The organism is Enterococcus sp. AZ119 (assembly GCF_050546175.1).
Taxonomy (GTDB): domain Bacteria; phylum Bacillota; class Bacilli; order Lactobacillales; family Enterococcaceae; genus Enterococcus; species Enterococcus faecalis.
The window spans coordinates 1,973,287-1,998,641 of sequence record NZ_CP172951.1 but is presented as its reverse complement, the minus strand read 5'-3'; the positions used below and the strand labels follow the sequence as shown (position 1 = coordinate 1,998,641).

The 25,355-nt window shown below is 37.4% G+C and carries 27 protein-coding genes; 22 read left to right on the top strand and 5 right to left on the bottom strand.

Features of this window, described 5'->3' with window-relative positions; genetic code table 11:
* The first annotated feature begins 1 nt into the window (after position 1).
* From IGL37_RS09765 to holA, 10 genes are all read left to right on the top strand, one after another.
* The gene (locus IGL37_RS09765) at positions 2-1,126 is read left to right on the top strand and encodes a CAP-associated domain-containing protein (RefSeq protein ID WP_075320304.1); all 1,125 of its coding nucleotides are present in this window, start codon (positions 2-4) and stop codon (positions 1,124-1,126) included.
* Complete coding sequence (locus IGL37_RS09760; protein ID WP_002400862.1) at positions 1,123-1,557, top strand: YlbF family regulator; 435 nt, start codon at positions 1,123-1,125, stop codon at positions 1,555-1,557. The genes IGL37_RS09765 and IGL37_RS09760 overlap by 4 nt, the downstream gene beginning before the upstream one ends.
* On the top strand, positions 1,547-1,897 hold the full coding sequence (locus IGL37_RS09755) for a YlbG family protein (RefSeq protein WP_002359714.1): 351 nt from the start codon (positions 1,547-1,549) through the stop codon (positions 1,895-1,897). Before IGL37_RS09760 ends, IGL37_RS09755 begins: the two co-directional genes overlap by 11 nt.
* Positions 1,898-1,956: 59 nt before the next feature.
* Positions 1,957-2,550 carry a 16S rRNA (guanine(966)-N(2))-methyltransferase RsmD gene (rsmD, locus tag IGL37_RS09750; RefSeq protein WP_002414371.1) on the top strand — a complete coding sequence of 198 codons (594 nt, stop codon included), beginning with the start codon at positions 1,957-1,959 and terminating at the stop codon, positions 2,548-2,550.
* A 1-nt stretch (position 2,551) separates the two neighbouring features.
* Positions 2,552-3,043: a pantetheine-phosphate adenylyltransferase gene (gene coaD, locus IGL37_RS09745; RefSeq protein ID WP_002356693.1), complete on the top strand. Its 492-nt coding sequence runs from the start codon at positions 2,552-2,554 to the stop codon at positions 3,041-3,043.
* Complete coding sequence (locus IGL37_RS09740; RefSeq protein ID WP_002394720.1) at positions 3,030-4,100, top strand: SepM family pheromone-processing serine protease; 1,071 nt, start codon at positions 3,030-3,032, stop codon at positions 4,098-4,100. The genes coaD and IGL37_RS09740 overlap by 14 nt, the downstream gene beginning before the upstream one ends.
* Positions 4,101-4,162: 62 nt before the next feature.
* Complete coding sequence (locus IGL37_RS09735; protein ID WP_033626432.1) at positions 4,163-4,840, top strand: helix-hairpin-helix domain-containing protein; 678 nt, start codon at positions 4,163-4,165, stop codon at positions 4,838-4,840.
* Between the two features lie 122 nt (positions 4,841-4,962).
* Positions 4,963-5,466, top strand: coding sequence for a ComE operon protein 2 (locus IGL37_RS09730; protein WP_002356697.1), 504 nt, complete (start codon positions 4,963-4,965; stop codon positions 5,464-5,466).
* Between the two features lie 34 nt (positions 5,467-5,500).
* A complete protein-coding gene (locus IGL37_RS09725) occupies positions 5,501-7,765 on the top strand; it encodes a DNA internalization-related competence protein ComEC/Rec2 (protein WP_161634191.1) in 2,265 nt (754 codons plus the stop codon).
* Positions 7,766-7,822: 57 nt separating this feature from the next.
* Positions 7,823-8,851 carry a DNA polymerase III subunit delta gene (gene holA, locus IGL37_RS09720; protein WP_002364451.1) on the top strand — a complete coding sequence of 343 codons (1,029 nt, stop codon included), beginning with the start codon at positions 7,823-7,825 and terminating at the stop codon, positions 8,849-8,851.
* 51 nt (positions 8,852-8,902) lie between these two features.
* Here the strand turns inward: holA and IGL37_RS09715 are convergent, their stop codons facing one another.
* Positions 8,903-9,844, bottom strand: coding sequence for a 2-dehydropantoate 2-reductase (locus IGL37_RS09715; RefSeq protein ID WP_002385757.1), 942 nt, complete (start codon positions 9,842-9,844; stop codon positions 8,903-8,905).
* A gap of 168 nt (positions 9,845-10,012) precedes the next feature.
* Here IGL37_RS09715 and IGL37_RS09710 point away from each other — a divergent pair, with 168 nt between their 5' ends.
* Complete coding sequence (locus IGL37_RS09710) at positions 10,013-10,570, top strand: acyl-CoA thioesterase (RefSeq protein WP_002385758.1); 558 nt, start codon at positions 10,013-10,015, stop codon at positions 10,568-10,570.
* 86 nt (positions 10,571-10,656) lie between these two features.
* Here the strand turns inward: IGL37_RS09710 and rpsT are convergent, their stop codons facing one another.
* Positions 10,657-10,908 (bottom strand): 30S ribosomal protein S20, encoded by a 252-nt coding sequence (rpsT, locus tag IGL37_RS09705; RefSeq protein ID WP_002356703.1) that lies wholly within the window; start codon positions 10,906-10,908, stop codon positions 10,657-10,659.
* Positions 10,909-11,118: 210 nt separating this feature from the next.
* Here rpsT and IGL37_RS09700 point away from each other — a divergent pair, with 210 nt between their 5' ends.
* From IGL37_RS09700 to IGL37_RS09690, 3 genes are read left to right on the top strand one after another with little or no spacing between them, the layout of a single operon-like run.
* The gene (locus tag IGL37_RS09700; RefSeq protein WP_002356704.1) at positions 11,119-12,153 is read left to right on the top strand and encodes an inorganic phosphate transporter; all 1,035 of its coding nucleotides are present in this window, start codon (positions 11,119-11,121) and stop codon (positions 12,151-12,153) included.
* 12 nt (positions 12,154-12,165) lie between these two features.
* Positions 12,166-12,789, top strand: coding sequence for a DUF47 domain-containing protein (locus IGL37_RS09695; RefSeq protein ID WP_002356705.1), 624 nt, complete (start codon positions 12,166-12,168; stop codon positions 12,787-12,789).
* A gap of 19 nt (positions 12,790-12,808) precedes the next feature.
* Positions 12,809-13,594 (top strand): ChbG/HpnK family deacetylase, encoded by a 786-nt coding sequence (locus IGL37_RS09690; RefSeq protein ID WP_002372196.1) that lies wholly within the window; start codon positions 12,809-12,811, stop codon positions 13,592-13,594.
* 38 nt (positions 13,595-13,632) lie between these two features.
* Here IGL37_RS09690 and IGL37_RS09685 read toward each other — a convergent pair whose 3' ends face one another.
* Positions 13,633-14,463 (bottom strand): undecaprenyl-diphosphate phosphatase, encoded by an 831-nt coding sequence (locus tag IGL37_RS09685; RefSeq protein WP_002356708.1) that lies wholly within the window; start codon positions 14,461-14,463, stop codon positions 13,633-13,635.
* 115 nt (positions 14,464-14,578) lie between these two features.
* On the opposite strand from IGL37_RS09685, the gene IGL37_RS09680 reads away from it, so the two are divergent.
* From IGL37_RS09680 to IGL37_RS09660, 5 genes are all read left to right on the top strand, one after another.
* The gene (locus IGL37_RS09680) at positions 14,579-15,139 is read left to right on the top strand and encodes a PTS sugar transporter subunit IIA (protein ID WP_002385759.1); all 561 of its coding nucleotides are present in this window, start codon (positions 14,579-14,581) and stop codon (positions 15,137-15,139) included.
* Positions 15,140-15,435: 296 nt separating this feature from the next.
* Positions 15,436-16,545, top strand: coding sequence for a DUF871 domain-containing protein (locus IGL37_RS09675; RefSeq protein WP_033917865.1), 1,110 nt, complete (start codon positions 15,436-15,438; stop codon positions 16,543-16,545).
* A complete protein-coding gene (murQ, locus tag IGL37_RS09670) occupies positions 16,520-17,410 on the top strand; it encodes an N-acetylmuramic acid 6-phosphate etherase (RefSeq protein ID WP_002362196.1) in 891 nt (296 codons plus the stop codon). Before IGL37_RS09675 ends, murQ begins: the two co-directional genes overlap by 26 nt.
* 22 nt (positions 17,411-17,432) lie before the next feature.
* Positions 17,433-18,887: a PTS transporter subunit EIIC gene (locus IGL37_RS09665; RefSeq protein ID WP_002362674.1), complete on the top strand. Its 1,455-nt coding sequence runs from the start codon at positions 17,433-17,435 to the stop codon at positions 18,885-18,887.
* A gap of 87 nt (positions 18,888-18,974) precedes the next feature.
* Positions 18,975-19,823, top strand: a complete 849-nt coding sequence (locus IGL37_RS09660) for a MurR/RpiR family transcriptional regulator (protein WP_002382748.1) — start codon at positions 18,975-18,977, stop codon at positions 19,821-19,823.
* Positions 19,824-19,872: 49 nt separating this feature from the next.
* Here the strand turns inward: IGL37_RS09660 and IGL37_RS09655 are convergent, their stop codons facing one another.
* Together IGL37_RS09655 and IGL37_RS09650 are read right to left on the bottom strand one after the other, a co-directional pair.
* Positions 19,873-20,583, bottom strand: coding sequence for a histidine phosphatase family protein (locus IGL37_RS09655; protein WP_002359733.1), 711 nt, complete (start codon positions 20,581-20,583; stop codon positions 19,873-19,875).
* 40 nt (positions 20,584-20,623) lie between these two features.
* On the bottom strand, positions 20,624-21,250 hold the full coding sequence (locus IGL37_RS09650; protein ID WP_002356716.1) for an MBL fold metallo-hydrolase: 627 nt from the start codon (positions 21,248-21,250) through the stop codon (positions 20,624-20,626).
* 219 nt (positions 21,251-21,469) lie between these two features.
* Between IGL37_RS09650 and guaD the strand changes: the two genes are divergently transcribed.
* The 3 genes from guaD (at position 21,470) to guaC (ending at position 25,309) form a co-directional block, all read left to right on the top strand.
* Positions 21,470-22,855 carry a guanine deaminase gene (gene guaD / locus IGL37_RS09645; protein WP_002397143.1) on the top strand — a complete coding sequence of 462 codons (1,386 nt, stop codon included), beginning with the start codon at positions 21,470-21,472 and terminating at the stop codon, positions 22,853-22,855.
* Positions 22,856-22,858: 3 nt separating this feature from the next.
* Entirely contained in the window at positions 22,859-24,190 is a 1,332-nt protein-coding gene (locus IGL37_RS09640; RefSeq protein ID WP_002359736.1) for a nucleobase:cation symporter-2 family protein, read from the top strand.
* 141 nt (positions 24,191-24,331) lie between these two features.
* Complete coding sequence (gene guaC / locus IGL37_RS09635) at positions 24,332-25,309, top strand: GMP reductase (RefSeq protein WP_002362677.1); 978 nt, start codon at positions 24,332-24,334, stop codon at positions 25,307-25,309.
* Positions 25,310-25,355: the final 46 nt, after the last annotated feature.

Below are 25,355 nucleotides of genomic sequence, written 5' to 3'. Positions count from 1 at the left end.
AATGAAGCGATTTTGGGCCTTTACTGCTGTTTTTTTAACAGTTCTACTCATCGGATATTTAGAGCCAGTTTTTTTCCCTGCTGAAAAACCAACCGAAACAGCTCAAAGTGGGCGCTTATCCAGCGCTCACACCGCTGTTCCTCATGAAGAATTGCCAGCTTCTGGCTACGCAGCATACATAGGGAAAGATGTGGAAACCTTTATCCGCCAGTTTGGCAATCCTAAAGAAAAAATTAAAACAGGTCGTACGTATGAATTATGGACGTTCGGTTTGACGATGAATGATTACTTAGAAGTCAACGTTCGAGAAAATAAAGTCATCGCAATTAAGGCCTTTAACAATGACAAAATGATAGAACCGTTTAAGATAGATATGAAGCTTGCTGACTTGTCTGATTTAATGACGATTTATTCGAATTTTGCATTTAATTTTCATCATGAAGCTTACGATGTCGAGCTGATGGAAGAAGATATGAACTATCGACCATTGGTTGCTTTTGATAATGGCAGTTTTGCAGTGTTATTTTTTAATCAGCGGACAGGTGGTTTGATGGCAGTTAATTATGTCAATAAAGAAACGTTGCTCACGGAAATGCCGTATCAATTAAATGAAGGTTCTCCTTTGCCAGTTGATATAACGCAGTCAATGACCTTCGATCCTGTTCAAAGTAACCAAGCGATTTATGTCATGAATCTGGTTAAACAGCAAGAAAAGCAAGCTGCTTTTTCAGTTTCCACACAAAGTCAAAAAGATGCCCAAACATTGTATCAAACGCTGGCTCATCATACACCAACAATTTTGTCGGCAAATCGACAAGCAGAATTGTTACAAACGAGAGAGGAACATACAGCCATTCATCCCTTTCATTTGACTAAGGACGAATTTTCTTTTTTAGTTAAAACGAGCAAACTTTCGCTGAGAGAACCGACAGGTATTTTCCAAGAACCTGTTTATGATAGTACCTTTACTATTTTGTCATGGTTTTCGGACCCGCAATATGATAGCTATTTTGCTGAGTCAGAAACGACAGAATTGGGCGTTGCCTTTTCCAATGAAGGTGTGTTAGTCTTATTAGAGAAACGACCAGAAAATAGGCAAATCACGGAGAGTAGTGAAAAGTTATGATTGTGACAGAACATTTATTTGCAATTGAAGATCAAACAGAATGCTTAATTTCAGCACTTTTAGAAAGTGATGCTGTTCAAAACTATAAAGAAACAAAAAAAGCTATGTATGCTTCGACGGAAGTTGCTCAGTTACAAAAAGCATTTTTAGAAGCTAAGTCAGCTTTTGAGCGAGTAGAGGCTTATGGAATTCATGCACCCGATTTTCGGGAGAAACAACGAGCCCTACGTAAAGCAAAGCGGGCGCTTGATTTAAATGAAATCGTTGCAAACTATCGTTTTGCTGAGACAAACGTTCAAACGTTGCTAGATACAATTGGTTTAAAGATTGCCCAACTAATTTCTGAAGATATTAAAGTAGATGCTGGAAATCCTTTCTTTGAACGAGGAAAGAAACATTCAGGTTGTGGAGGAAGCTGCCATGCAAGCTAAAGAAGAAAAAGAATTTACGCTTCAAGAGCGTCGTTGCCTAATTGTTTGGGTATATACATTAAAACCGTTAAAACAGTTACGCCGATATGGACTGATTCACTATGTTTCACGAAAAATGAAATATGTGGTGATTTACATGAATGAAGAAAATATTGAAAGTAACATGGAAAAAATTAATCAGTTACATTTTGTTCGTAGTGTCGATAAATCGTATCGACCAGATGTCGAAATGAATTTTGCTGAAAAAATTGGTACTAAAGCGGCTTATCAAGAACAAGAAGACGATGGCTATGTAGTAGAGGAATTATCTACAGAGATTCGCTTAGCGGAGAATGTCTAATGCAAAAGAGTGAGAAATGTTATGAGAAATTTCAAACATTTTTCACTCTTTTTGTTATAATGAATTATAAAAGAATGATTGATAAAGGAGTCGAAACAATGCGTGTTATTTCTGGAGAATATGGTGGCCGGCGCTTGAAAGCGTTAGATGGCGACAATACTAGGCCTACAACAGATAAAGTAAAAGAATCTATTTTTAATATGATTGGTCCATATTTCGATGGTGGAATGGCGCTGGATTTATATTCAGGAAGTGGCGGGTTAGCGATTGAAGCCGTTTCTCGTGGAATGGACAAAAGTATTTGTATTGAAAAGAATTTTGCTGCACTAAAAGTAATTAAAGAAAATATTGCGATTACAAAAGAACCAGAAAAATTTGAAGTTAGAAAAATGGATGCTAATCGTGCCTTAGAACAGTTTTATGAAGAGAAGCTACAATTTGATTTGGTCTTATTGGATCCGCCCTATGCCAAACAAGAAATTGTTTCACAATTAGAAAAGATGTTAGAACGGCAGTTATTAACAAACGAAGCCGTTATCGTTTGTGAAACAGATAAAACTGTCAAATTACCGGAAACGATTGGTACACTAGAAAAAACAAGAGAAACCGTTTACGGAATCACTCAAGTAACGATTTATCGTCAGGAGGCGTAAGATGCGTAAAATTGCTCTATTTCCCGGAAGTTTTGATCCGATGACAAATGGTCATTTAAATTTGATTGAACGCAGTGCGAAGTTATTTGACGAAGTCATCATTGGCGTTTTTATAAATACAAGTAAGCAAACATTATTTACGCCAGAAGAGAAAAAATATTTAATTGAAGAAGCAACTAAAGAAATGCCAAATGTGCGTGTTATCATGCAAGAAACCCAGTTAACTGTGGAAAGTGCAAAATCATTAGGGGCTAATTTTTTGATTCGTGGCATTAGAAACGTCAAAGACTACGAGTACGAGAAAGACATTGCTAAAATGAATCAACATCTGGCGCCAGAAATTGAAACGGTTTTTCTATTAGCAGAAGAACCATATGCACATGTAAGCTCCAGTTTACTAAAAGAAGTTTTACGTTTTGGAGGCGATGTGTCTGACTATCTTCCTCCCAATATTTATCATGCGTTAAAACAAAAGAAGAATGACTGGAGCTAAAATAATGAATAAAAAAACAGAAAAATTTTCGTTTAAATCACTCATTCCAATGGTATTGGCATTGCTGCTAATTGGTTTGTTTATCGTCCCAATTCCTTATTATATTGAAGGACCAGGAACGACAGAAAATTTAAAAGAGTTTGTAACTGTTGATGGAAAAAAAGATACGCAGTCTGGTGCTTTTTATTTAACAACGGTGGGCATTCGTTCGGCCACTATTTTTTCTGCCATAAAAGCAAACTTTTCGGATTTTCAAGAAGTTATGTCTAAAAAAGAATTAATGGGAGATAGTAGTAATAGCGAATATAATCGAATTCAACAATACTATATGGATTCCTCAAAAAACGCCGCAATTGAGCAAGCCTTAAAATTAGCGAAGGTTCCATATGAGATGAAATTTAAAGGCGTCTATGTGTTAGCGATGGAAGACAACTCAAGTTTTAAAGGAAAAATTGAAGTTGGCGATACCGTGACAGGCGTGGATGGTAAATCTTTTAAAAGCAGTGAAGAATTAATGAATTATATTAAAGCACAAAAAGTGAATCAAAAAGTCACTGTTCAATTTATTCAAGATGGCAAAACAAAAGAAGCGACCGGCAAATTAATTGAATTGCCAACAGATAAAAAAGCGGGGATTGGTATTGGTTTGACTGATCATACAGAAATTGATTCTTCTATCCCAGTATCTATTGAAGCGGGTGATATTGGTGGGCCATCGGCTGGTTTAATGTTTACTTTGCAGACCTATGAACAATTAAGTCATAAAGATTTACGTAAAGGTCATGAAATTGCTGGAACAGGTACGATGAACAGTCAAGGAATCGTTGGTAGAATCGGTGGCATTGACAAAAAAGTTGTAACTGCCAGTGAGAACGGCGCAGAAATTTTCTTTGCACCCGATGATGAAATAACTTCAGAAATGAAAAAAGTTGAGCCAAAAATCAAATCGAATTATCAAGAAGCACAAGAAGCTGCGAAAAAAATTGGGACAAAAATGAAAATTGTCCCAGTAAAAACGGTTCAAGATGCCTTGAACTATCTAGAGAAATTAAAATAAAAGTACGCCTGGACCAAAAATTACTAGTGATTTTTGGTCCAGGTGCATTTTTTTGTTAAAAAATGCGTAATTATATTTTGAAGGGAGGACAAACGATGGATTGGTTGAAACAGTTACCTAAAAAGTGGCTATTGCTAGGTAGTGGCGCGTCTATAGTTATTTTGATAACTCTATTAGTGGGCATTTATTTGATGGTTAATAAGGAGCCACGAGTAGACACCACAATGTGGGAGGAGACAAGTCTGACCACTACGGCAGAGGTTGCCACAGATGCCACAAAAGAAAGGGCAGAAACAATGATCTATGTTGATATTAAAGGCGCAGTGAAAGTACCAGGAATCTATCAACTAAAAAATCAGCAGCGGATTTGGGATGCTTTAGCTTTAGCTGGAGGCGTGAGCGAGGAAGCTGATACTACCCAGGTCAATTACGCTCAAAAAGTAAAAGATCAAATGATTATTTACGTGCCCAAAAAAGGAGAACCAGTGCCACAGTCATTAGAAACGTTGCAGGAATCAGCACCTGCTCAGCAAAATCAGGAGGAAAAAATCAACCTTAATACGGCAACAGAAGCAGAGCTACAAACGATTTCAGGAATCGGTGCGAAAAAAGCACAAGAGATTATTCGCTTTCGTGACGAACAAGGACCGTTTAAAACCGTCGAGGAACTGAAAAATGTTCCAGGTATTGGAGAGAAAACAGTAGAACGTTTAAAAGGCATGTTGACAGTGACTGGCTAACTTTTAACAGAAAATTCCTGAGAATTCTTGACTATGGGATGCGGATAACATACTATTTGTAATAAGATTAAATGATTTGGCAAATCGAACACAGGAGTCATTAAAAATAAAGGAGGTTTATTATGGAACGAATTCCATGGGACCAATATTTTATGGGACAAAGCGTCTTATTATCATTAAGAAGTACTTGCACACGGTTAACTGTCGGAGCAACCATTGTTCGCGACAAACGAATTATTGCAGGAGGTTATAATGGTTCAGTCAGTGGCGGAACGCATTGTATTGATGAAGGATGTTATGTTGTTGATAATCATTGCGTTCGAACAATCCACGCAGAAATGAATGCAATTTTACAATGTGCGAAGTTTGGCGTCCCTACAGAAGGGGCAGAAATTTATGTGACACATTTCCCTTGCCTGCAATGTACAAAGATGATTTTACAAGCAGGGATTAAAAAGATTTATTATTTAAAGGATTACCGTAATGATGCGTACGCCCTAAATTTAATTGAACAAGTAGGAGCCACGGTTGAAAAAGTGACTTTAGTACCAAAATATTTTGCCGAATTACAATGGGGAGAAGAATTTGCCACACTTGAGGACAATCCTTCCTCAGCTGAGGAATAATTGGTTCTTCATAGCTCTGCTGACTAGTTGTGGGCTGTGGTGTTTTTTCGCACCTAGTCTATTAGGAGCTCTTCTTTTTTCTATCACTGTTATCCGTATTGTCTGTACAAAAAGTTTTCCTGTTATATTGGGAGGTTTTTTGTGCAGTTTTTTAATAGTAGGGGGCATATTGATTTTCCAGTGGTTAAAGCCAGTCTCTTTGTTGCCTAAAGAAGTCCGCTTGTCAGGACAGCTAACGATATTACCAGATGAAATACAAGTAGATGGTGATCAAGTAAAATTTCCTGCCAATTGGATCGTAAAAGGCAAAAGGCAGAAAGTGATGGCATTTTATCAATTAAAAAGTATGAAAGAAAAACAGCAATGGCACCAACTAACCACAACCATTCAGGCAACCGCTGTAGGTATTTTAGACTCGCCCCAAGGTCAAACCAACAAAAATGGCTTCAATTATCAACTATTTTTAAAGAATCAAGGAATCGAAGCTATTTTATTCATTGAGGAGATAGGACAACCGCGTCCTTTTTTTTCTTGGCGGTTTAAAGAAATCATTAGCGTTTGGCGGAAGTGGGCGATGGTACATATTCAGAAAAATTTTGCTGATACTAGTGCAATGTATATGAATGCGTTGCTCTTAGGTTTTCGTAATGAAGAATTTGCTGAAATAAGCGATAAATTTTCAGCATTAGGCATTTTGCATCTTTTTAGTTTGTCAGGGATGCATGTTTCTTTTTTCCTTCGTTTATTTCGCTTGCTGATGCTAAGAATCGCTCGCCGAACGCAAGAAAGTTATTTTTTGTGGCAATGCGGTTTTTCTCTGATATATGCTGGTTTAACAGGATTCTCAGTTAGTGTCATGCGGGCGCTTTTACAAACAAACCTCAATACGTTCAATCGACGGTTTAATTGGCAGGTTCCGGCCCTCGATTGTTGGAGTTTAACTCTCTTAGTGCACTTGATTGTTCAGCCAACCCTCTTTTTTTCAGTCGGCGGTCAATTTAGTTATTTACTTTCCTTTGTTCTGCTGTTTTTAGAGCAAACATTGGTTGGTTATTCTTCGCCTTTCATTAAAAATTGTTTAGGCTCTTTCCTATTGGCTGTGGCTTCCTTACCTATTTTAGTCCAATCATTTTATGAATGGCCCTTGTTAGGAAGTTTCTTAACATTTCTCTTGTTACCAATTTTTGAACGGTTCTTGTTACCGCTTTTGACGTTGAGCTTTTTTCTAGTGATTATTATGCCAGCACGTTATTTAGCAGCCTTGCTCGAACCACTATTTTTAACAATGAATGGCTTATTTGAGTGGGTGCTAGTTCACTTAAATCCGAAGCTGACCATCGGCTATTTAAATTCTTGGATACAAATTAGTTTGTTATTACTAATCGGATTTTCAATGATTTATTTAGCAGACAAGTCTAAAAAAATTTTTTTCTCAATCGGACTACTAATTGTTTTGATAAATAGTAAATACCTTTCGCCAATTGGCATTGTTGCAATGATCGATGTAGGCCAAGGGGATAGTTTGTTTATCCAAGCGCCTTTTCACAGAAAAAATACACTAATCGATACAGGTGGTCGGTTGTCTTTTGACAAAGAAGCTTGGCGGCAACGGAAAAATAGTCGATCAGGAGCGGAATATTCAGTGATTCCTTTTCTCAAAAGTCAAGGGGTCAAACGTTTAGATGAAGTGATCATCACACACGCACATGAAGACCATTTTGGCGATTTATTAGCCATTGCGCAGAAGGTTCCAATTTCTGTTCTTTATTTTCCTAAAGGAGCAGCTGAAGCCAATTTTTCGTTTCGCCAAGTCTTGAAACAACTCCAAAAAAGCGGGACAGACTGTCGGCCAATTTTAGCGCCCAAGCGAATTAATGGACCCGTTTCTTTTCAAATTTTATCACCAAATAAGAGCAGTATTGGGGGCAATAATGACTCGATAGTGTTTTCCACACAATTAGGCGGACGGCATTTTTTATTTACTGGTGACTTGGAAGCCGAAGGAGAAGAACAAGTGTTGGCTCGCTATCCCCAGTTGACAATCGACATCTTGAAAGTCGGTCATCATGGTAGTAAAACGTCGTCTACTAAAAGATTTATCAAACAGCTTAATCCGCGAGAAGCATTGATTTCAGCTGGACTGAATAATCGTTTTAAACATCCTCATCAGGAGACATTAGCGACGCTGGAGGAGCAAAAAATAAATTATTATCGGACCGATCTTCAAGGAATGATTTATTATCAATGGTTACCTTGGCAAGGGCTTTCTAAAGCCAAATTTGTTAAAGAACAAGACTAGTATTTCCAGAAGTAACATGATAGGATAAACAAGAGAAACGAGAAAAGGAGCGAGCCAATGGAGTTACAAAAAGCTTTGAAAGAAGTGCGAGAGCAAAAAATCGCTCCAGTGTATTTATTAATAGGAACAGAACTTTATTTAACTGAATTATTTAAAACAACATTGATGAAAGAATTGTTGACGGAAGAGGATGATCAATTTAACTTTTTCTCATTTGATATGGAGGAAACACCTTTAAGTGCAGCGATTGCTGAAGCGGAAACAATTCCGTTTTTTGGTGATTATCGCCTTGTCTTTGTGGAAAATCCTTACTTTTTAACTGCCGAAAGAAAAACAAACGGTGTGGAACATGATGTCAATCTTTTATTGAATTATTTGGAAAGTCCATCACCAACAACTGTTCTTGTTTTTATGGCCTCATATGAAAAATTAGATGAACGCAAAAAAGTTACCAAAGCATTGAAAAAAAATGCCACAGTGGTTGACGTCAATCCAATGGATGAAAAGGCTATTCGTCAGTACATTTCTCAAACGATTGAGAGCGAAGGGTACACTATTCGCTCCGATGCTTTTGATTTATTACTTCAATTGACAGACTTGAACTTATCAAAAATTATGGGAGAATTACAGAAGCTGTATTTATATGCCCTTGAGACGAAGACAATTACACGAGGTGCGGTTCAAGAATTAGTCCCTAAGTCTTTGGAACATAATGTTTTTGACTTAACCAACGAAGTACTTTCTGGAAACAGTGAAAAAGCTGTTCAATTGTATGAAGATTTACTTTTACAAGGAGAAGAAACCATTAAGTTAAATGCAATCTTATTGAATCAGATTCGCCTTTTTCTACAAACAAAAATTTTGGCTAAGATGGGCTATCAACAAGCGAATATCGCTGATACATTAAAGGTTCATCCTTATCGAGTCAAGTTAGCGTTACAACAAGTCCGACGATTTGAATTGTCTCGATTAGAAAGACTTTATGATGAATTAGTTGAAAATGATTACCGCATGAAAACGGGCCAAATGGATAAAGAATTACTATTCCAATTATTTATTTTAAAATTGACTGCACAAGCAAAATAAGAAAATGCCAGAGGCAATCGTCATACAACGATTGTCTCTGGCACTTTCTTATTATTTAGCTCCTAATAGTTCTTCTTTTCCGTGAACAAGCTGTGTCAACATGGCACAGAAAGGTGTTGCTACGTTGTATTTTTGTCCTTTGCGCCAAACGGCACCATTGATGTAATCAATTTCTGTGAGACGATGATTTTTAATTAAATCTTGATACATAGACGGATAGTGCAAGCCAATACCGTTTGGATCATAAGTTTGAGCAATATGTGTATAGACTTCTGCTTGATCTAAATGAATGGCTTCTTTTTCTGCGACTGCTGCAAATTCACTGATTAATGTTTTAACAAGGGATTCACTAACAGGTAGTGCACCAAATTCGGCAATATTACAATCAAGGATTGTACACAAACCGTTTAGCGTGCCATTGACACAGGCTTTCCGCCAAATAGAGTAGCGAACATTGCTACTATAGCTTGGATTTAAACCAGCTTGTTGGAAGACATCAACGACTTCTAAAGCAAATTCTTTACCAGAAGGATCAATATTTTCTAATTCAATTTCGCCATCACCTAAAAGTTTAACACGTCCCGGTCCTTCTAAACCAGCTGTCCACATGGTAATGCCAACCAAGATGTTTTCTTTTGGTACATATTTTTCTAGTACATCTTCATGACCTAAGCCATTTAATAAACATAGTACATATGTTTTTTCGGTAATCATTGGTTGAATCGCTTTAAACATTGCATCTAATTGTTGTGCTTTGGTTAAAGCGATAATTAAATCTACTTGTTCATTTTGATGGTCAATTTCTTCTGGTGAGAAGATTGGTAGGTTCGCGACAACTTCTTCTCCGTTAAAATCAGCGATTAAACCATTTTTACGAATAGCTTCAATGTGCGCGGGCCATTGATCGATTAAAGTTACATCATTTCCGCCTTGATGCAACATAATTCCTAAACGGCTGCCCATAGCGCCGGCACCAGCAATTGCAATTTTCATGTGTATCCATCTCCTTAAAAGTTCTTTAACCGTTATTATTATACAGCAACTTTCCTAAAAATGAATAAATGGGACTTGCAAATTTGTTATTTTTTAAATGTTTCCTAAAAAGTAAGGATTGCATCAAATGGTAAAGTAAGCTAAAGTAAAGCGTGGAAAAGTTTATAAATGAAAGTAGAGGAATCGTTAATGACGAAAGAAAAATTTTGTCGAGAATCACGAGTGATTCAAACACATCGTGTATTTCCCTTTGATTTAAATCCCTTTGGTGCACTATTTGGTGGGAAATTAATGTCTTTAATTGATGACGCCGCATCCATTTCCGTTTCACGGCATTGTCGGAGAGGGGCAGTCACAGCATCTTTAGATAACTTGAATTTTTTAAAACCTTTAAAAGAAAATCACTCAGTGTGTGTTGAAACGTTTGTTTCTGGCGTGCATCATAAATCGATGGAAGTATTTGTTAAAGTTGTAGGAGAAGATTTAACAACTGGAAAGCGTTATTTAGCGGCGACTTGTTTTACAACTTTTGTAGCCATTCCGTCTCATATGAATCCCGAAAGTGACTTCCAATTAGCGGCAGTCGTCCCAGAAACTGCAGAAGAAAAGTTGATTTGTTCCAATTATGAAACGAGACGACAACAACGTTTAGCTTTGCGAGAAGAGACTAAATTATTTAGTCAACATCTCACAACGGATTTACCGTGGATTGATTCACCTTTATAAAAAAATGTCCGAGTCTTTGTGAAAACAGACTTGGACATTTTTTGATGAAAAAAGAAGCTAACATGAATGCTAACTTCTATCTCACATTATTTAGCTAATTTGCTTAAACGAATTTTATCGCGGTTAGCTTTGTTTTTATGGATTAAACCTTTAGTTGCAGCCATATCAACAGCTTTAACAGCTTCGTTGTATAAAGCATCGACGTTATCAGCTCCAGCAGCTACAGCTTCTTCAAATTTCTTGATTGCTGTACGCATTGCGTTTGTTTGAGATGAATTTTTCGCATTCGCGTTAGCACTTGTACGTACGCGTTTGATTGCAGATTCGATATTTGGCATTTGTTTCACCTCCGATGATTTAGGTTTTACACTGGTCAGCCAATGTAATTCAACAGTAATCATTATACCTAATCCATTGTTCCATTGCAATAAAAGACGACAAGTTTTTTTCCTTAACAGACAATTTCAAGAAAAAAATAAGAAAATTTGCCAGAGCCTTAAGAAAAAAGCATACATTTTTTTTAAAACATGCTATGATAAAATAGATAAATGAAAAATGGTGGTGTCTTTGTGAGTATTGCATTATTGGTAACGATTACTTTGGTAATGGGTGTAATTTTTGTTAACGGTTGGACGGATGCGCCGAACGCAATTGCAACCGCTGTCTCGACTCGGGTGTTAAAACCGAATGTCGCAATTTGGATGGCTGTTGTGATGAACTTTTTAGGTGCATTAGTCATGACCTTTTTTAATGCCCAAGTAGCTGAAACGATTAGCAACATTGTTAGTTTTGACGCAAATGGAAACGCTTCACAGGTGGCTTTGGCTGCTTCGCTTTTTTCAATTGTGGTTTGGGCAGTTGCTGCGTGGTATTTTGGTATTCCCACAAGTGAAAGCCATGCGTTAATTGCCGGCTTGACTGGTTCGGCAATGGCATTAGGTGGTTTGGGTGCAGTCAATGGCTCGGAATGGATCAAAGTGCTTGTTGGTCTAGTTGTTTCTACCGTTATGGGCTTTGGCGGCGGTTATTTAATTGCCAAACTTGTTGTGAAAGCTTTCTCGGCTGTGCCTAGAAGAAAAGCCAACAAATTTTTTACAGTTGGACAAGCCTTTGGTGCAGGAGCTAATGCTTTTTTACATGGTGCGCAAGATGGGCAAAAATTTATGGGCGTGTTCATGTTAGTGCTTTTTTATAATAATTTAGTCGAAAAAACAGGTGGCGGTTTTGTGATTCCGTTATGGGTTATGGTTCTGTGTTCCATTACAATGGGCATTGGAACTTCTGTGGGCGGTATGAGAATCATTAAATCAGTCGGGATGGATATGGTAAAACTCGAACGCTATCAAGGCTTCACTGCGGATTTAAGCACGGCTATTTGTTTATTTTTAGCATCGGCTTTTGGGATTCCAGTTTCAACTACTCATACAAAAACGACAGCGATTATGGGAGTAGGTGCTTCTAAGCGAATCTCAAGTGTTGACTGGCGTATCGTGAAAGAAATGCTGATAGCATGGATTTTAACTTTCCCAGGATGTGGGCTGATCGCTTATGTGATGTCAAAATTATTTATTGCAATTTTTTAAGGAGAGAAAAACATGGCACGTAAAAAACAATTTGATTATTTTGGAGAATTAAACCAGTTAGCAACAAATGCTTATGAAGCGGCAAAGGTTTTGCAAGAAATTGTAGACAATTATTCATTAGAAAACTTAGTAAAAAAATCAGAAGCGATTCATCAATTGGAAAAAGAGAATGATGAAATTGTTCGCAAAATTTTAAATGAACTCTATATTTCCTTTATTACGCCAATTGATCGAGAAGATATTGTCGATATTACGGATCACTTAGATAACATTATCGATAGCATTAATAGTTTGTCTTATTTACTTGATCATTTAGTTGTCGAGGAAATGATTGCGCCCGCGCTAGAATTAACTGCTTATATTGTTAAAGCGACAGAAGGCGTTAAATCAGCAACGAAGGAATTTGCAAAATTTAAGAATTCCAAAACGTTAGTTTCATTGATTGATGAAGTGAATACGATTGAATCTCAAGGCGATAAATTATACAGTAGCGCCATGAAAGATTTGATGACTAACGAAAAAGATTTATTAAAAGTTATCAAGTGGAAAGATGTTTATGATCAGCTTGAGCGCACGATTAATGATTGTGAATCAGCTGTTAATATTATTGTCGGAATTGTCATCAAAAATACGTAAAGAAAAGAGGGGGGAGCTGTTGGTTAAAGTAATTATTGATGCTGATGATTTTGGGATGTCAGAAGCGATTAATCATGGCATTATCAAAAGTTATGTCGATGGTTTAACGACGTCGACACTTTTGATGCCCAATTTACCAACAGCAGAACATGCCGTTGCGTTAGCAAAAAATTATCCAGGCTTATTTGTAGGTCAGCATACGAATTTTTTATTAGGGAAACCTTGTGCGGACCCATGTATGATTCCTTCACTGGTAGATGAACAAGGCAATTTTCATCGCTCTTCTTATTATCGTCAACAAAAACAAGTAACCTTCGTATATGAAGAAGTACGACTTGAAACGATTGCGCAATTGACGCGCTTTAAGGAACTAACTGGACATTATCCTGAACATTTTGATTGCCATTCGATTGGTGATGAAGTGGTTGATCAAGTATTTTTAGAATTAGCAGAAGAGTACGGACTTCATACAACCCTGAAATATAGTGGGGAAAAAGAATATCCACCGCAACAAGGTTATTTCCAGGTGACACATTTGTTAGAGTCTGGGGCGTTATCTTATATTCACGAAGGCGTATCAGTGGAGAATTTTTTAAAAGATGACTTTGGTTTATTACGGATGCCGGAATCGGCAATTGCTGAGATGCATTTTGATGTTGGGTATTTGGATCAATTTGTGTTAGACAATTCTTCTTATACCACTTTACGCTGCAAAGAATTAGCAACGATTTGTGATCCTCGTGTTCGTCAGTGGTTTGAAGAACAGGGGATTGAGCGAATAACGTTTGGCGATTTAAAAAAATAAAACCGTTGCTTTCAACAGTGAAAGCAACGGTTTTATTTTTATGAGAATAACCAGTAGCCAATTAAAATCGCACCTAAAATTACACGATACCAACCGAAAACTGTAAAATCGTTTTTCTTCAAGTAATTCAATAAGAATTTAATCGCAATGATGGAAACAACGAAGGCAACAATAGAGCCAGTTAATAAAATAATGATTTCTTCTGACCCAAACGTATTTCCTTTGGCCAAGAATTTAAAGATTTTTAAAAAACTTGCTCCAAACATTACTGGAATTCCTAAGAAAAATGAAAACTCTGTTGCAACAAAACGTGAGGCCCCAATTAAGATTGCCCCTAAAATGGTCGCTCCTGAACGTGAAGTTCCTGGAATTAATGCCAGTACTTGGAAAGCACCAACGATTAAAGCGGCTTTATAAGTGAAGTCTTTTAGATTAGTACACTTCGGTGCAACATTTTTATTTCGTTTTTCAATGATAATAAAAGCAATCCCATAAACAATTAACATAATCGATACTGTTAAAAAGTTATAAAAATGTGCATCTAAATAATCATCAAATTTTAGACCAATAACTGCCGCTGGTAAACAAGCGACTAAGACTTTAGACCAAAGAATCCAAGTATCTTTTTTCTCTTCGCCATTTTTCTTTGGTGAGAAAGGATTCAATTTGTGGAAGTATAAAATAACAACCGCCATAATCGCTCCCAATTGGATAACGACGTTGAACATTTCCATAAAATCTTTACTTAGATCGAGTTTAATAAACTCATCCACTAAAATTAAATGTCCGGTACTACTAATTGGAAGCCACTCGGTAATTCCTTCGATAATACCAAGAATAATTGCTTTCCATAGGTTAGCAAAAAGCATGTCACCATTCCTTTCTGAAATAAATGCAAAATACATCAAGTATAAGTATACCCGCTGACAAAGTAAATGCCAATGCAAATTCTTATTTTAAAATAAATTTTAGAATTATACAAAGGTGCCACTTGTAATTCATGAAACTTTTTTCTATACTAGTGATACTTTAAAAAATGGGGGAAGAGAAATGTTTGGATTTTTGAAGAAAAAGAATGAAGTTGTCGAAAATAATACAATGTATGCCGTTGCCAATGGAACCATTATCCCAATCAGTGAAGTGAATGATCCTGTTTTTTCACAAAAAATGATGGGAGATGGCTATGCAGTAGTTCCAGAAAATGGTGAAATTTATGCACCTATTGAAGGAGAAGTTTTAAGCGTTTTCCAAACAAAACATGCCATTGGTTTAAAAATGACAAACGGTCTTGAAATTTTATTACACATGGGTATCGATACGGTGGAGTTAAACGGGGCACCGTTCACTATTAAAGTGAAAGAAGGCGACCAAGTGACTGCAGATACGGTGGTCGCAATTGCTGATTTAGAAGCAATTAAAGCAGCTGGTAAAGGAACTGAAATGGTTGTCATTATTACCAACATGGATAAAGTAGCACAATTTTCGTTAGAGAAAACTGGCGTGGTTACAGCTGGTACACCAGTTGGCTCTGCCACAGCCAATTAATGCATTAGACGAGGTCGGGACAGAACCGTTTAGCTCCGAGAAATAAGAAGAAATTTCCGAAAATTGATCTTTGATTTTTGGAGAATTTCGGCTTATTTCCGAAGGAGTTGGTTCTGTTCCCGCCGTTTATCAGTTTTTGAGCGTGGAGCAAAAATCCAAAGTGATTTTTGTTCCACGCTCGTTTTTTTTGAACATAAATAAAATTTTATTTTGGAATTAAAAAATATTTAGAAAAATAGTTGAAATTTTATTTCAAACAAGTTATAATGAAAGCGTATTAGAGAGGAGCTAAAAAGATGTATGGTATTTCAGTTTTTCTTGGTGAAGAGATTACAAACGATACAATTATTTATATCAAAAAGATGAAAGCGCTTGGATTTGATGGTATTTTCACTTCTTTACACATTCCAGAAGATGATACTTCCCTTTACCGCCAACGCTTGACTGATTTAGGGGCAATTGCTAAGGCAGAAAAAATGAAAATTATGGTAGATATTTCAGGTGAAGCGTTAAAAAGAGCGGGTTTTTCTTTCGATGAATTAGAGCCTTTAATCGAGTTGGGTGTAACTGGCCTCCGGATGGACTACGGCATTACGATAGAACAAATGGCTCATGCTTCACATAAGATTGATATAGGATTGAATGCTAGTACCATTACACTGGAAGAAGTGGCTGAGTTAAAGGCTCACCAAGCGGACTTTTCTCGCTTAGAAGCTTGGCATAATTATTATCCAAGACCTGAAACCGGCATTGGAACAACATTTTTTAATGAAAAGAACCGCTGGCTTAAAGAATTAGGCTTACAAGTTTTTACTTTTGTGCCAGGAGATGGGCAAACAAGAGGCCCAATTTTTGCTGGTTTACCAACATTAGAAAAACATCGGGGGCAAAATCCTTTCGCCGCTGCCGTTGGTTTGATGGCTGATCCTTATGTCGATGCTGTTTATATTGGTGATCCTACAATTAGTGAGCGAACCATGGCTCAATTTGGTTATTATCACCAAACCAATCAATTTCTGTTAGAAGTAGCACCTAGCAAGAGCCACTATTTGAAGCGAATACTTGGGACTCATACCAATCGTTTAGATGCTGCAAGAGATGTTTTGCGAAGTGAATTATCAAGAACGAGTGAAATGTTCAGAAAAGATGAAATTGCAACGATTGAGTCAGAGCAGACTGAAGCACGTCCAGTGGGAACCGTAACGATTGATAATGAAAAATATGGTCGCTATATGGGAGAAATTCAAGTCACACTTGTGGACTTGCCGAAAGATGAAAAAGTCAATACGATTACACGAATTATTGAAAAAGATCAAACGATATTGCCGTTAATCAAGGCAGGCAATCAATTTACGCTAGTCACGGAAGGAACGATAGAAAATGAATTTAGAAAACTTAACAACTGAACGTAGAAATGAAAATACAATGGGCTTAGATGAGATGAGTGTCAAAGAAGCTTTACAAAAAATGAATCAAGAAGACCAAAAAGTTGCAATGGCAGTGGGTCAAGAATTAGCAGCCATTGAACCAGTGGTAGAAGCCATCATCAAAAGCTTCAATCAAGGCGGCCGCTTGATCTACATGGGCGCTGGTACGAGTGGTCGGTTAGGTGTCTTAGATGCAGCCGAATGTGTACCAACTTTTGGCGTCGAGCCAGAGATGGTTCAAGGCCTCATCGCTGGTGGTCAAAAAGCAATGACTGTCGCAGTAGAAGGTGCTGAAGATTCAAAAGAACTAGGTCGTCAAGATTTAGTTGATCTAAAACTATCAGCAAATGACATTGTTGTCGGGATTGCAGCCAGTGGTCGGACGCCTTATGTAATTGGCGGTTTAGAATATGCTACAACGGTGGGAGCAGCTACCGCAACTGTGGCATGTAATAAAGATGCCGAAATTAGTAAATATGCGCAAATGCCGATTGAAGTAGATGCAGGACCTGAATTTTTAACAGGTTCGACTCGCTTGAAATCTGGGACAGCTCAAAAATTAATTTTAAATATGTTATCAACTATTTCCATGATTGGTATTGGGAAAGTCTACAATAACTTAATGGTTGATGTAAAACCAACCAATGAAAAATTAGTGGAGCGTTCCAAACGGATTATTATGGAAGCAACGGGTTGTAGTTATGAAGTTGCCGAACTAAAATTTGTAGAAGCAGAAGAAAATGTGAAGTTAGCAATTGTAATGATTTTAACTGATAGTACTAAAGAAGAAGCAACACAAAAATTAATTGACGGGAATCAATTTATCAAGAATACATTAAATTAAGGAATTAGGAGGGTGTTTTAACATGGCAGAAGAAAGAATTAAACGCATTGCTGATGGGATTTATAAAGAAGTTGGTGGTCAAGAAAACGTGGACAAAGTCATTCATTGTATGACTCGTGTTCGTATGGATATCCGCGATTATGACAAAGTAGATATTGAAGGATTGAAAAAAATTGATGGCGTTATGGGCGTCGTAGAAGATGATACGTTACAAGTAGTTGTTGGTCCAGGGACTGTTAACAAGGTTGCACAAGAAATGGTAGATCAAGCAGGTGTCAAATTGGGAGAACCATTTAATCATGGCACCACAACTGATGCTTCAGCAGGCAAATCTGGAAAAGATTTAGTAGAAGAAAAAGCCGCTCAAATGAAAGCACAACAAAAAGCGAAACAAAATAACACTTCACCATTTAAAAAAGTGTTAAAAGCCATTTCTAGTATCTTTGTTCCGATGATTCCTGCCTTTGTTGGGGCTGGTATTATTGGCGGGATTGCAGCTGTTATGTCTAACTTAGTTGTTGCTGGTGATATTTCAGCTTCATGGCAACAATATATTGATGTCTTAAATATCATTAAAAATGGGATTTTTGCTTATTTAGCTCTTTACACTGGGATTAACAGTGCCAGTGTTTTTGGTGCAACGCCAGCGTTGGGTGGTGTTATTGGGGCAGTCACAATGTTGACAGGAATGAATCCAGATGCACCAATCAGTAATATTTTCACTGGGGGAACATTATCTGCAGGACAAGGCGGAATTATCGGTGTTATTTTTGCCGTATGGTTATTATCATTGTTAGAAAAACAATTGCATAAAATTGTCCCAGAATCAATTGATATTATTGTAACGCCAACCATTTCACTTTTAGTGATTGGCTTAGCAACTATTTTCTTAATCATGCCTGTAGCCGGAGCTATTTCTAATGGCTTAGTTGGTATTATCAATGTTGTCTTAGAAAAAGGTGGCATGGTTGCTGGCTTTACTCTTGGTTTAACCTTCTTGCCAATGGTAATGTTTGGTTTACATCAAATTTTGACGCCAATCCACATTGAAATGATTAATCAAACAGGGATGACTTTGTTATTACCAATCTTGGCCATGGCTGGTGCGGGACAAGTCGGTGCAGCTTTAGCATTATGGATTCGTTGTAAATCAGATAAAAAATTAGTTGAAATGATTAAAGGTGCCTTGCCAGTTGGGATTTTAGGTATTGGTGAACCATTAATCTACGGAGTTACTTTACCATTAGGACGTCCATTCATTACTGCTTGTATCGGCGGTGGTATTGGTGGTGCGGTGATTGGGGCCTTCGGTAATGTTGGTGCGATTGCTATTGGACCAAGTGGGGTGGCTTTAATTCCATTAATTGCCAACAACCAATGGCTTGCATATGTATTAGGTTTATTGGCTGCTTACGCAGGTGGTTTTGTAGCAACGTTATTCTTTGGGATTCCTAAAGATATGCAAACAACTAAATAATAAATAGAAAAAAGGAGAACTTGGCTTCTCCCTTTTTCTTTGTTAAAATTTAATTGCGTAGGAAATGGTGTATCAGGAGGGGTGTTTATGCAACAAAATATTGTCTTATCTATCCAAGATCGTCTACAACAATTACCAAAATCAGAACGAAAAATCGCAGAATATATTTTAAAAAATACAGAAACAGTTATTTCAATGAATGCGCAAGAGCTAGCGAAACAAGCAGGATCAAGTCCAGCGGCAATTATTCGCTTTTGTCATTCTATGGATGTGAATGGCTTCACAGAGTTGAAACTTTTATTATCTGCAAATCTTGGTCAAATGAAGCAGCAAATGTACACTGAAGTTACTAAAGGGGAATCAACAGCTGATATTAAACAAAAGTTACAGGCGCGCTTTGTTCATGTGGTTGAGCGAAGCGGTCAGACATTAGAGGATGTCGCAGTGAATGAAGCCGTTGATTTGTTGGAAAAAACAGAAGTAATTTTTGTCTATGGATTAGGTGCCTCTTCGTTGGTTGCTCAAGATATTTATCAAAAGTTTACGCGATTAGGCCGAACGGTATTTACAACATTGGATCATCATTTATTTGCTTCTATGTTAGGCTCAACAGAAAAGCCTAGTGTTTTTATTGTTATTTCTAATTCTGGAACGAATAAAGAAGCAAGTACTTTAGCTGATTTAGCGAAGCAGCAAGGGATTCCTATTATTAGTATCACACAAGATGAAAAATCAGTGATTGGTGAAAAAAGTGATATCGTCCTCCAAACCTCTAGTGGGGAAGACGTGCCATTGAGAAGTGCGGCTACTGTTTCCTTGGTGGCACAATTGTATGTAGTCGATGTTTTATTTTTTGCTTATGCAGCAAAAAACTATAAGGAAACCTTAGAAAAAATTCAAATCTCAAGAAAAAATGTAGAACGTTTAAAAGAATAAATAAAAAGAGAAGGGTATCTGTCATTTTGACAGATACCCTTCTCTTTTTTTACAATAAACGGCGCTTTTCAGCGATCTTTTTTCCCTTTTCAATATAAGAAATATCATTAATTCCTTGAATGGTAAATGTTCCTTTTTCGTAAGTTAAGGTCGTCACGCTACCATTCTCCAGCGCCATCTGCATAGGCAAACTTGCATCAATTAAGGAAAGTAAAAAGGAAATTGTTAGTCCATGGGAAACCACCATGACTTTGCCGCCACCATTTTTTTCTCGATGATGAGCGATATCTTCGAAACCAGACCAAACACGATCACGGATAACTTCATAAGGCTCCGCCCAGTCAGCCGTATCGGCTTCAATAATAGCATTTGCTAGCTCACGATAGGTAATCTTCGTGGTCATCATGTCCTCATAACTTTTAAAAGCTAAAATGCGTGGCACCACACCCCAAAGTTCACCATCATAGCCACCATCTAAAGAACCAAAACACCACTCACGAATCCGTTTATCGGTTAGGTAAGGAATCTTTTGGTGGTTTTGATGTTCTTGTAAAATAATCTGAGCGGTTTGCATGGCACGACCACTATCACTACTATAAGCTTCCTTAAAGTCTATGTCTCTAAGACCTAAGCCTAAATGATAAATGCCTTCTTCTCCTTGTTTGGTTAAGGGGGTATCTGACCAGCCTTGGGTTCGGCCAATCGTATTAAACATCGTTTTTCCGTGACGAATAATATAAAGTGTCGTTGCTTCAGTCATTGCTACTCCTCCTAAGTTTCTTTAAATAGTGAATAAATCTCTAATTAAAAAATGGGTTTGTGGCTTTTTCATGTTGAATGGTCGTGGCATCACCATGGCCTGGATAAACAGGAAATTCTTCTGGTAAAGTGAATAGATAGGTCGTAATGCTGTGTAATAATTGTTGCATATCACCAGTGTGTAAATCGGTACGACCAATACTACCTTTAAACAATGCATCCCCAACAACAACAAAATCATCAAAGACAAAGCTGACGCTACCAATTGAATGACCAGGTGTTGGGACTACGGAAAATTTCATGCCGCCAATTTCATAATCGGTTAGTTTAAATTCATGTTCGGCGGGTTGAACAATAATATTTGCTATATCATCATGTCTGCCTAATCCTGAAAGATTCAAAATAGGATTGGAAAGCCACGCTTGTTCTAATGGACTAACATAAACAGGGATTTGATAATGATGGCGCAATTCTTCTACCGCACCAATATGATCATAGTGAGTATGTGTTAATAAAATAGCGGCTGGTTTCTTCCCTAAACGGGTAATTTCTTGAATTAGTTTTGCTCCTTCTGCACCTGGATCAATAATTAATAACGCTTCTTCATTATAAACAAGATAACAGTTTTCTTGAATAACACCTGTTCTAATTTGTTCGATCTGTATCATCTCAGGACCTCCTAAAGTTCTAACGATTCTCTTCAAGTATACCGAAGAATCTTAAGAATAGAAAGTTTTCTTGTTTATCCAAAGAAAAAATAAATCATTCTTAGAATGTTCGGTTTTTGCTTGTTTTAACACGTATTTTTTTAAAAAAAATCACATTTTTATAGTTATTAAGCGAAAGTTTATGTATAATCTTCATGTGATAGTAAGGAGGAGTATTAAATGTTTCATTTTGTAATAAAAGGAACAGGTTTTTCTAGTAAAAATTTGCAAGAGATTAAAGTTTATGAAGAGACACTTTTTTGTATAGATGAGGCCGGAGTAATTCAGGAAATAATTGAACCAGATGCTGAAGCGTATGAAACTGTGCTAGCAGAACAAAAAGAGGCGCAACGTTTTCAAGAATTGCCCCAAGATTCTTATCTTTTACCCGGCTTTGTTGATTTACATGTCCATGCACCTCAATGGGCACAATCAGGGACCGCCTTGGATATTCCATTGTATGAATGGCTGAATACGTACACGTTTCCTTTGGAGTCCAAATTTGCAGATTTAACATTTGCCCAACAAGTCTATGATGAATTGGTAACCCAATTGTTAGCTAATGGGACAACAACAGCCCTTTATTTTGCAACCATTCATTATGAAGCTAGCCGTCGTTTGGCAGAGATTTGTGCGGAAAAAGGGCAGCGTGGCTTAATTGGTAAAGTTGTAATGGATGATCTTAATGAGAATCCAGAATACTATCGTGATCAAACAACGCAACAAGCATTAGAAGAAACGGAACGGTTTATTCAAGAAATTCAAACATTAGCGCAGCAAACAAAACAAGGCGTGTATCCCGTTGTAACTCCGCGTTTCATTCCTAGTTGTACAGAGGAAGCACTTAAAGGATTAGGAGAATTAGCAGCGAAATATCAAGTCCATGTTCAAAGTCATTGTAGTGAGAGTGATTGGGAACATCAATTTGTTCAAGAACGTTTTGGAAAAAATGATGCCCAAGCATTGAATGATTTTGGTTTATTGACAGAAAAAGCAGTGATGGCACATGCAGGCTTTTTAGAAGAAGTAGATATGAATTTATTCCATGAAACAGGGACTGCTGTGGCGCACTGCCCAATCTCTAATGCTTATTTTGGTAATGCAGTAACACCGATTGCAAAATTAGTACATCAACATCAAGTAGAAGTTGGTTTAGGTAGTGATCTTTCAGGTGGTTTTTCACCAAGTCTTTTTGACAATTTAAAGCAAGCGGTTATTTCTTCTAGAATGTTAGAAGATGGCGTCGATGCTACAAAAAAACCAGAAGTACGAGGTGTTAAAACGGCACGGATTACCGTAAATGAAGCGTTTTATTTAGCTACTGCTGGTGGTGGTCAAGCGCTAAGTTTACCAATTGGAAAATTAGAAAAAGGGTATGCTTGGGATGTTCAAATTATTAATACAAGCTTGTCACAAGCACGAATCCCTAAAAATCCAGGGGAATCATTGCTTGATATTTTCCAAAAAATCTTATATTTAGCACGACCAGAAAATATTCGAGAAGTCTGGGTACAAGGTGAAAAAGTACATGATAAAAATTTAATGTCAGCAACTAAAGGAGTATAAAAAATGAGTGAAAAGAAACAAAATAATCTTCATTTAACAGTGGGGCCAGAAGATTCAGTATCTTTTGGGCAGGCCACTATGTTAGGGATTCAGCATGTCTTAGCAATGGACGTGTACGTCGTACCTGTGATCATTGCTTCAATTATTGGGATTAGCACAGCACAAACGTCTTCTTTAATCCAAGCAACATTCATAGCAGCAGGACTTGCCACGATTATTCAATCTCATTTTTGTATGAGATTACCAGTTGCGCAAGGCCCTTCATTTATTCCAATCGGGGCAATTGCAGGAATTTATTTTGCCAATAACCAACAAGGAAATGGCTGGGGCGCAGTTTTAGGTGCTAGTTTAGTGGGGGCAATTGTTGTTATTATATTAGGATTTACTGGTATCTTTAATCGTTTAATCACTAAATTTGTTCCACCAATTGTGGGAGGAACAATTATTTTTGTGGTGGGGCTTTCGTTAATGCCAGTCGCTTTATCGGATAATATTTACCATGCAAAAGGGGAATTAGGACAAAATATTTTATTAGCATTTATAGCAGCGGGGACGTTGATTTTCTTTGCACTCTTAGGTTCTGCTTTGAAAAAAGGGCGGATTTTCCGCGTTTCTTCTGTTATTTTGGCATTATTATTTGGGAGCATCGCGGCACAATTATTAGGGGTACTTGATTTATCGGCCGTTAGTGAAGCGGCTTGGTTTAGTTTGCCTCAGTTACCATTAGTTAACTTTTCTTTCCAATTTGATTGGTCAGCTATTGCCACGATGTTAGTTATTTATCTGGTTTTAATGGCGGAAACAACAGGCACTTGGTTTGCTGTGAGTCATGTTGTCGCTGAACCTTTGACCGAAGAAAAAATTAATCGCGGCGTAATTGGTGAAGGCTTAGGTTGCTTAGTTTCTTCATTCATTGGCGGCACGCCAGTAACTAGTTACTCTACAAATGCTGGGATTATTTCAATCACTGGAGTTGCTAGTCGCAAGGTTTTTGTGGCTGCAGGTGCGTGGTTTGTCTTATTTGGCTTATCTGGAAAACTTTCCACCTTGATTTCGGCCATTCCGGCACCAGTTATCGGCGGCGTTTTTGTGGTTGTTTGTGGCATCATTTCTGTAAGTGGAATGAAAGTTATGAGTGATGTAACAATTCATGAAAAAGAGATGTATGTAATTGCCGTTCCGATTATTATGACGTTAGCGTTGACATTGTTACCAAAAGAGTTTTTGGAAACTTTACCACAATTTTTACAATATTTATTTAGTTCACCCGTGGCAACTGCCTCAATTGTTGCTATTTTATTGCAGGCCATTTTACCAAACGTTCAAGAAGGGTAAAAAGATTAATTTTCGTTAAAACGCCTTTGACAAGTGGCGGTAAATAGTGTAAATTAACAATGGTGTTTGTAAACACGAACGTTAAATGACCGAATGTTCGGTTTTTACGTTATTTTTGTAAATAACTAGGAGGCAGTAAGTATGAAAGTTTTTGATTATGAAGATGTCCAATTAATTCCCAATAAATGTATCGTGAATAGTCGTTCTGAATGTGATACTACAGTAACTTTAGGAAAACATTCGTTTAAAATGCCTGTCGTTCCAGCGAACATGCAAACAATTATTGATGAAACGATTGCGGAAACCCTTGCTGAAAATGGTTATTTTTATATCATGCATCGGTTTGATGAAGAGGCGCGAGTGCCATTTATTAAAAAAATGCAACAAAAGGGCTTGATTACGTCAATTAGTGTGGGTGTGAAAGAAGGGGAATACGCTTTTGTTGAAACGTTAGCCCGAGAAGGTTTAGTTCCTGACTACGTGACAATTGATATCGCACATGGTCACTCAAATGCGGTGATTAATATGATTCAACACTTAAAAAAATTTTTACCAGAAACGTTCGTTATTGCTGGCAATGTTGGAACACCAGAAGCCGTTCGCGAATTAGAAAACGCTGGAGCCGATGCCACCAAAGTGGGGATTGGACCAGGAAAAGTTTGTATTACTAAGATTAAGACTGGCTTTGGGACAGGTGGCTGGCAGTTAGCGGCTTTACGTTGGTGTGCCAAAGCAGCTCGGAAACCAATTATTGCAGATGGTGGGATTCGGACCCATGGAGACATTGCAAAATCTGTGCGTTTTGGGGCAACTATGGTCATGATTGGTTCATTATTTGCTGGACATGAAGAATCACCAGGTGAAACAAAAGTGGAAGATGGTGTTGTTTACAAAGAATACTTTGGTAGCGCCTCTGAATTCCAAAAAGGCGAAAAGAAAAACGTTGAAGGCAAAAAAATCTGGTTACGCCATAAAGGGAAGTTGGCAGATACTTTAGTCGAAATGCAACAAGATTTACAATCTTCCATTTCATACGCGGGAGGTCGCGATTTAGAAGCGATTCGTAAAGTTGATTATGTGATTGTAAAAAATTCTATTTTTAATGGTGATACCATTTAACATTCAACTATAGACTGAAAAGAAGACAGCACGTAGTGCAGAAATT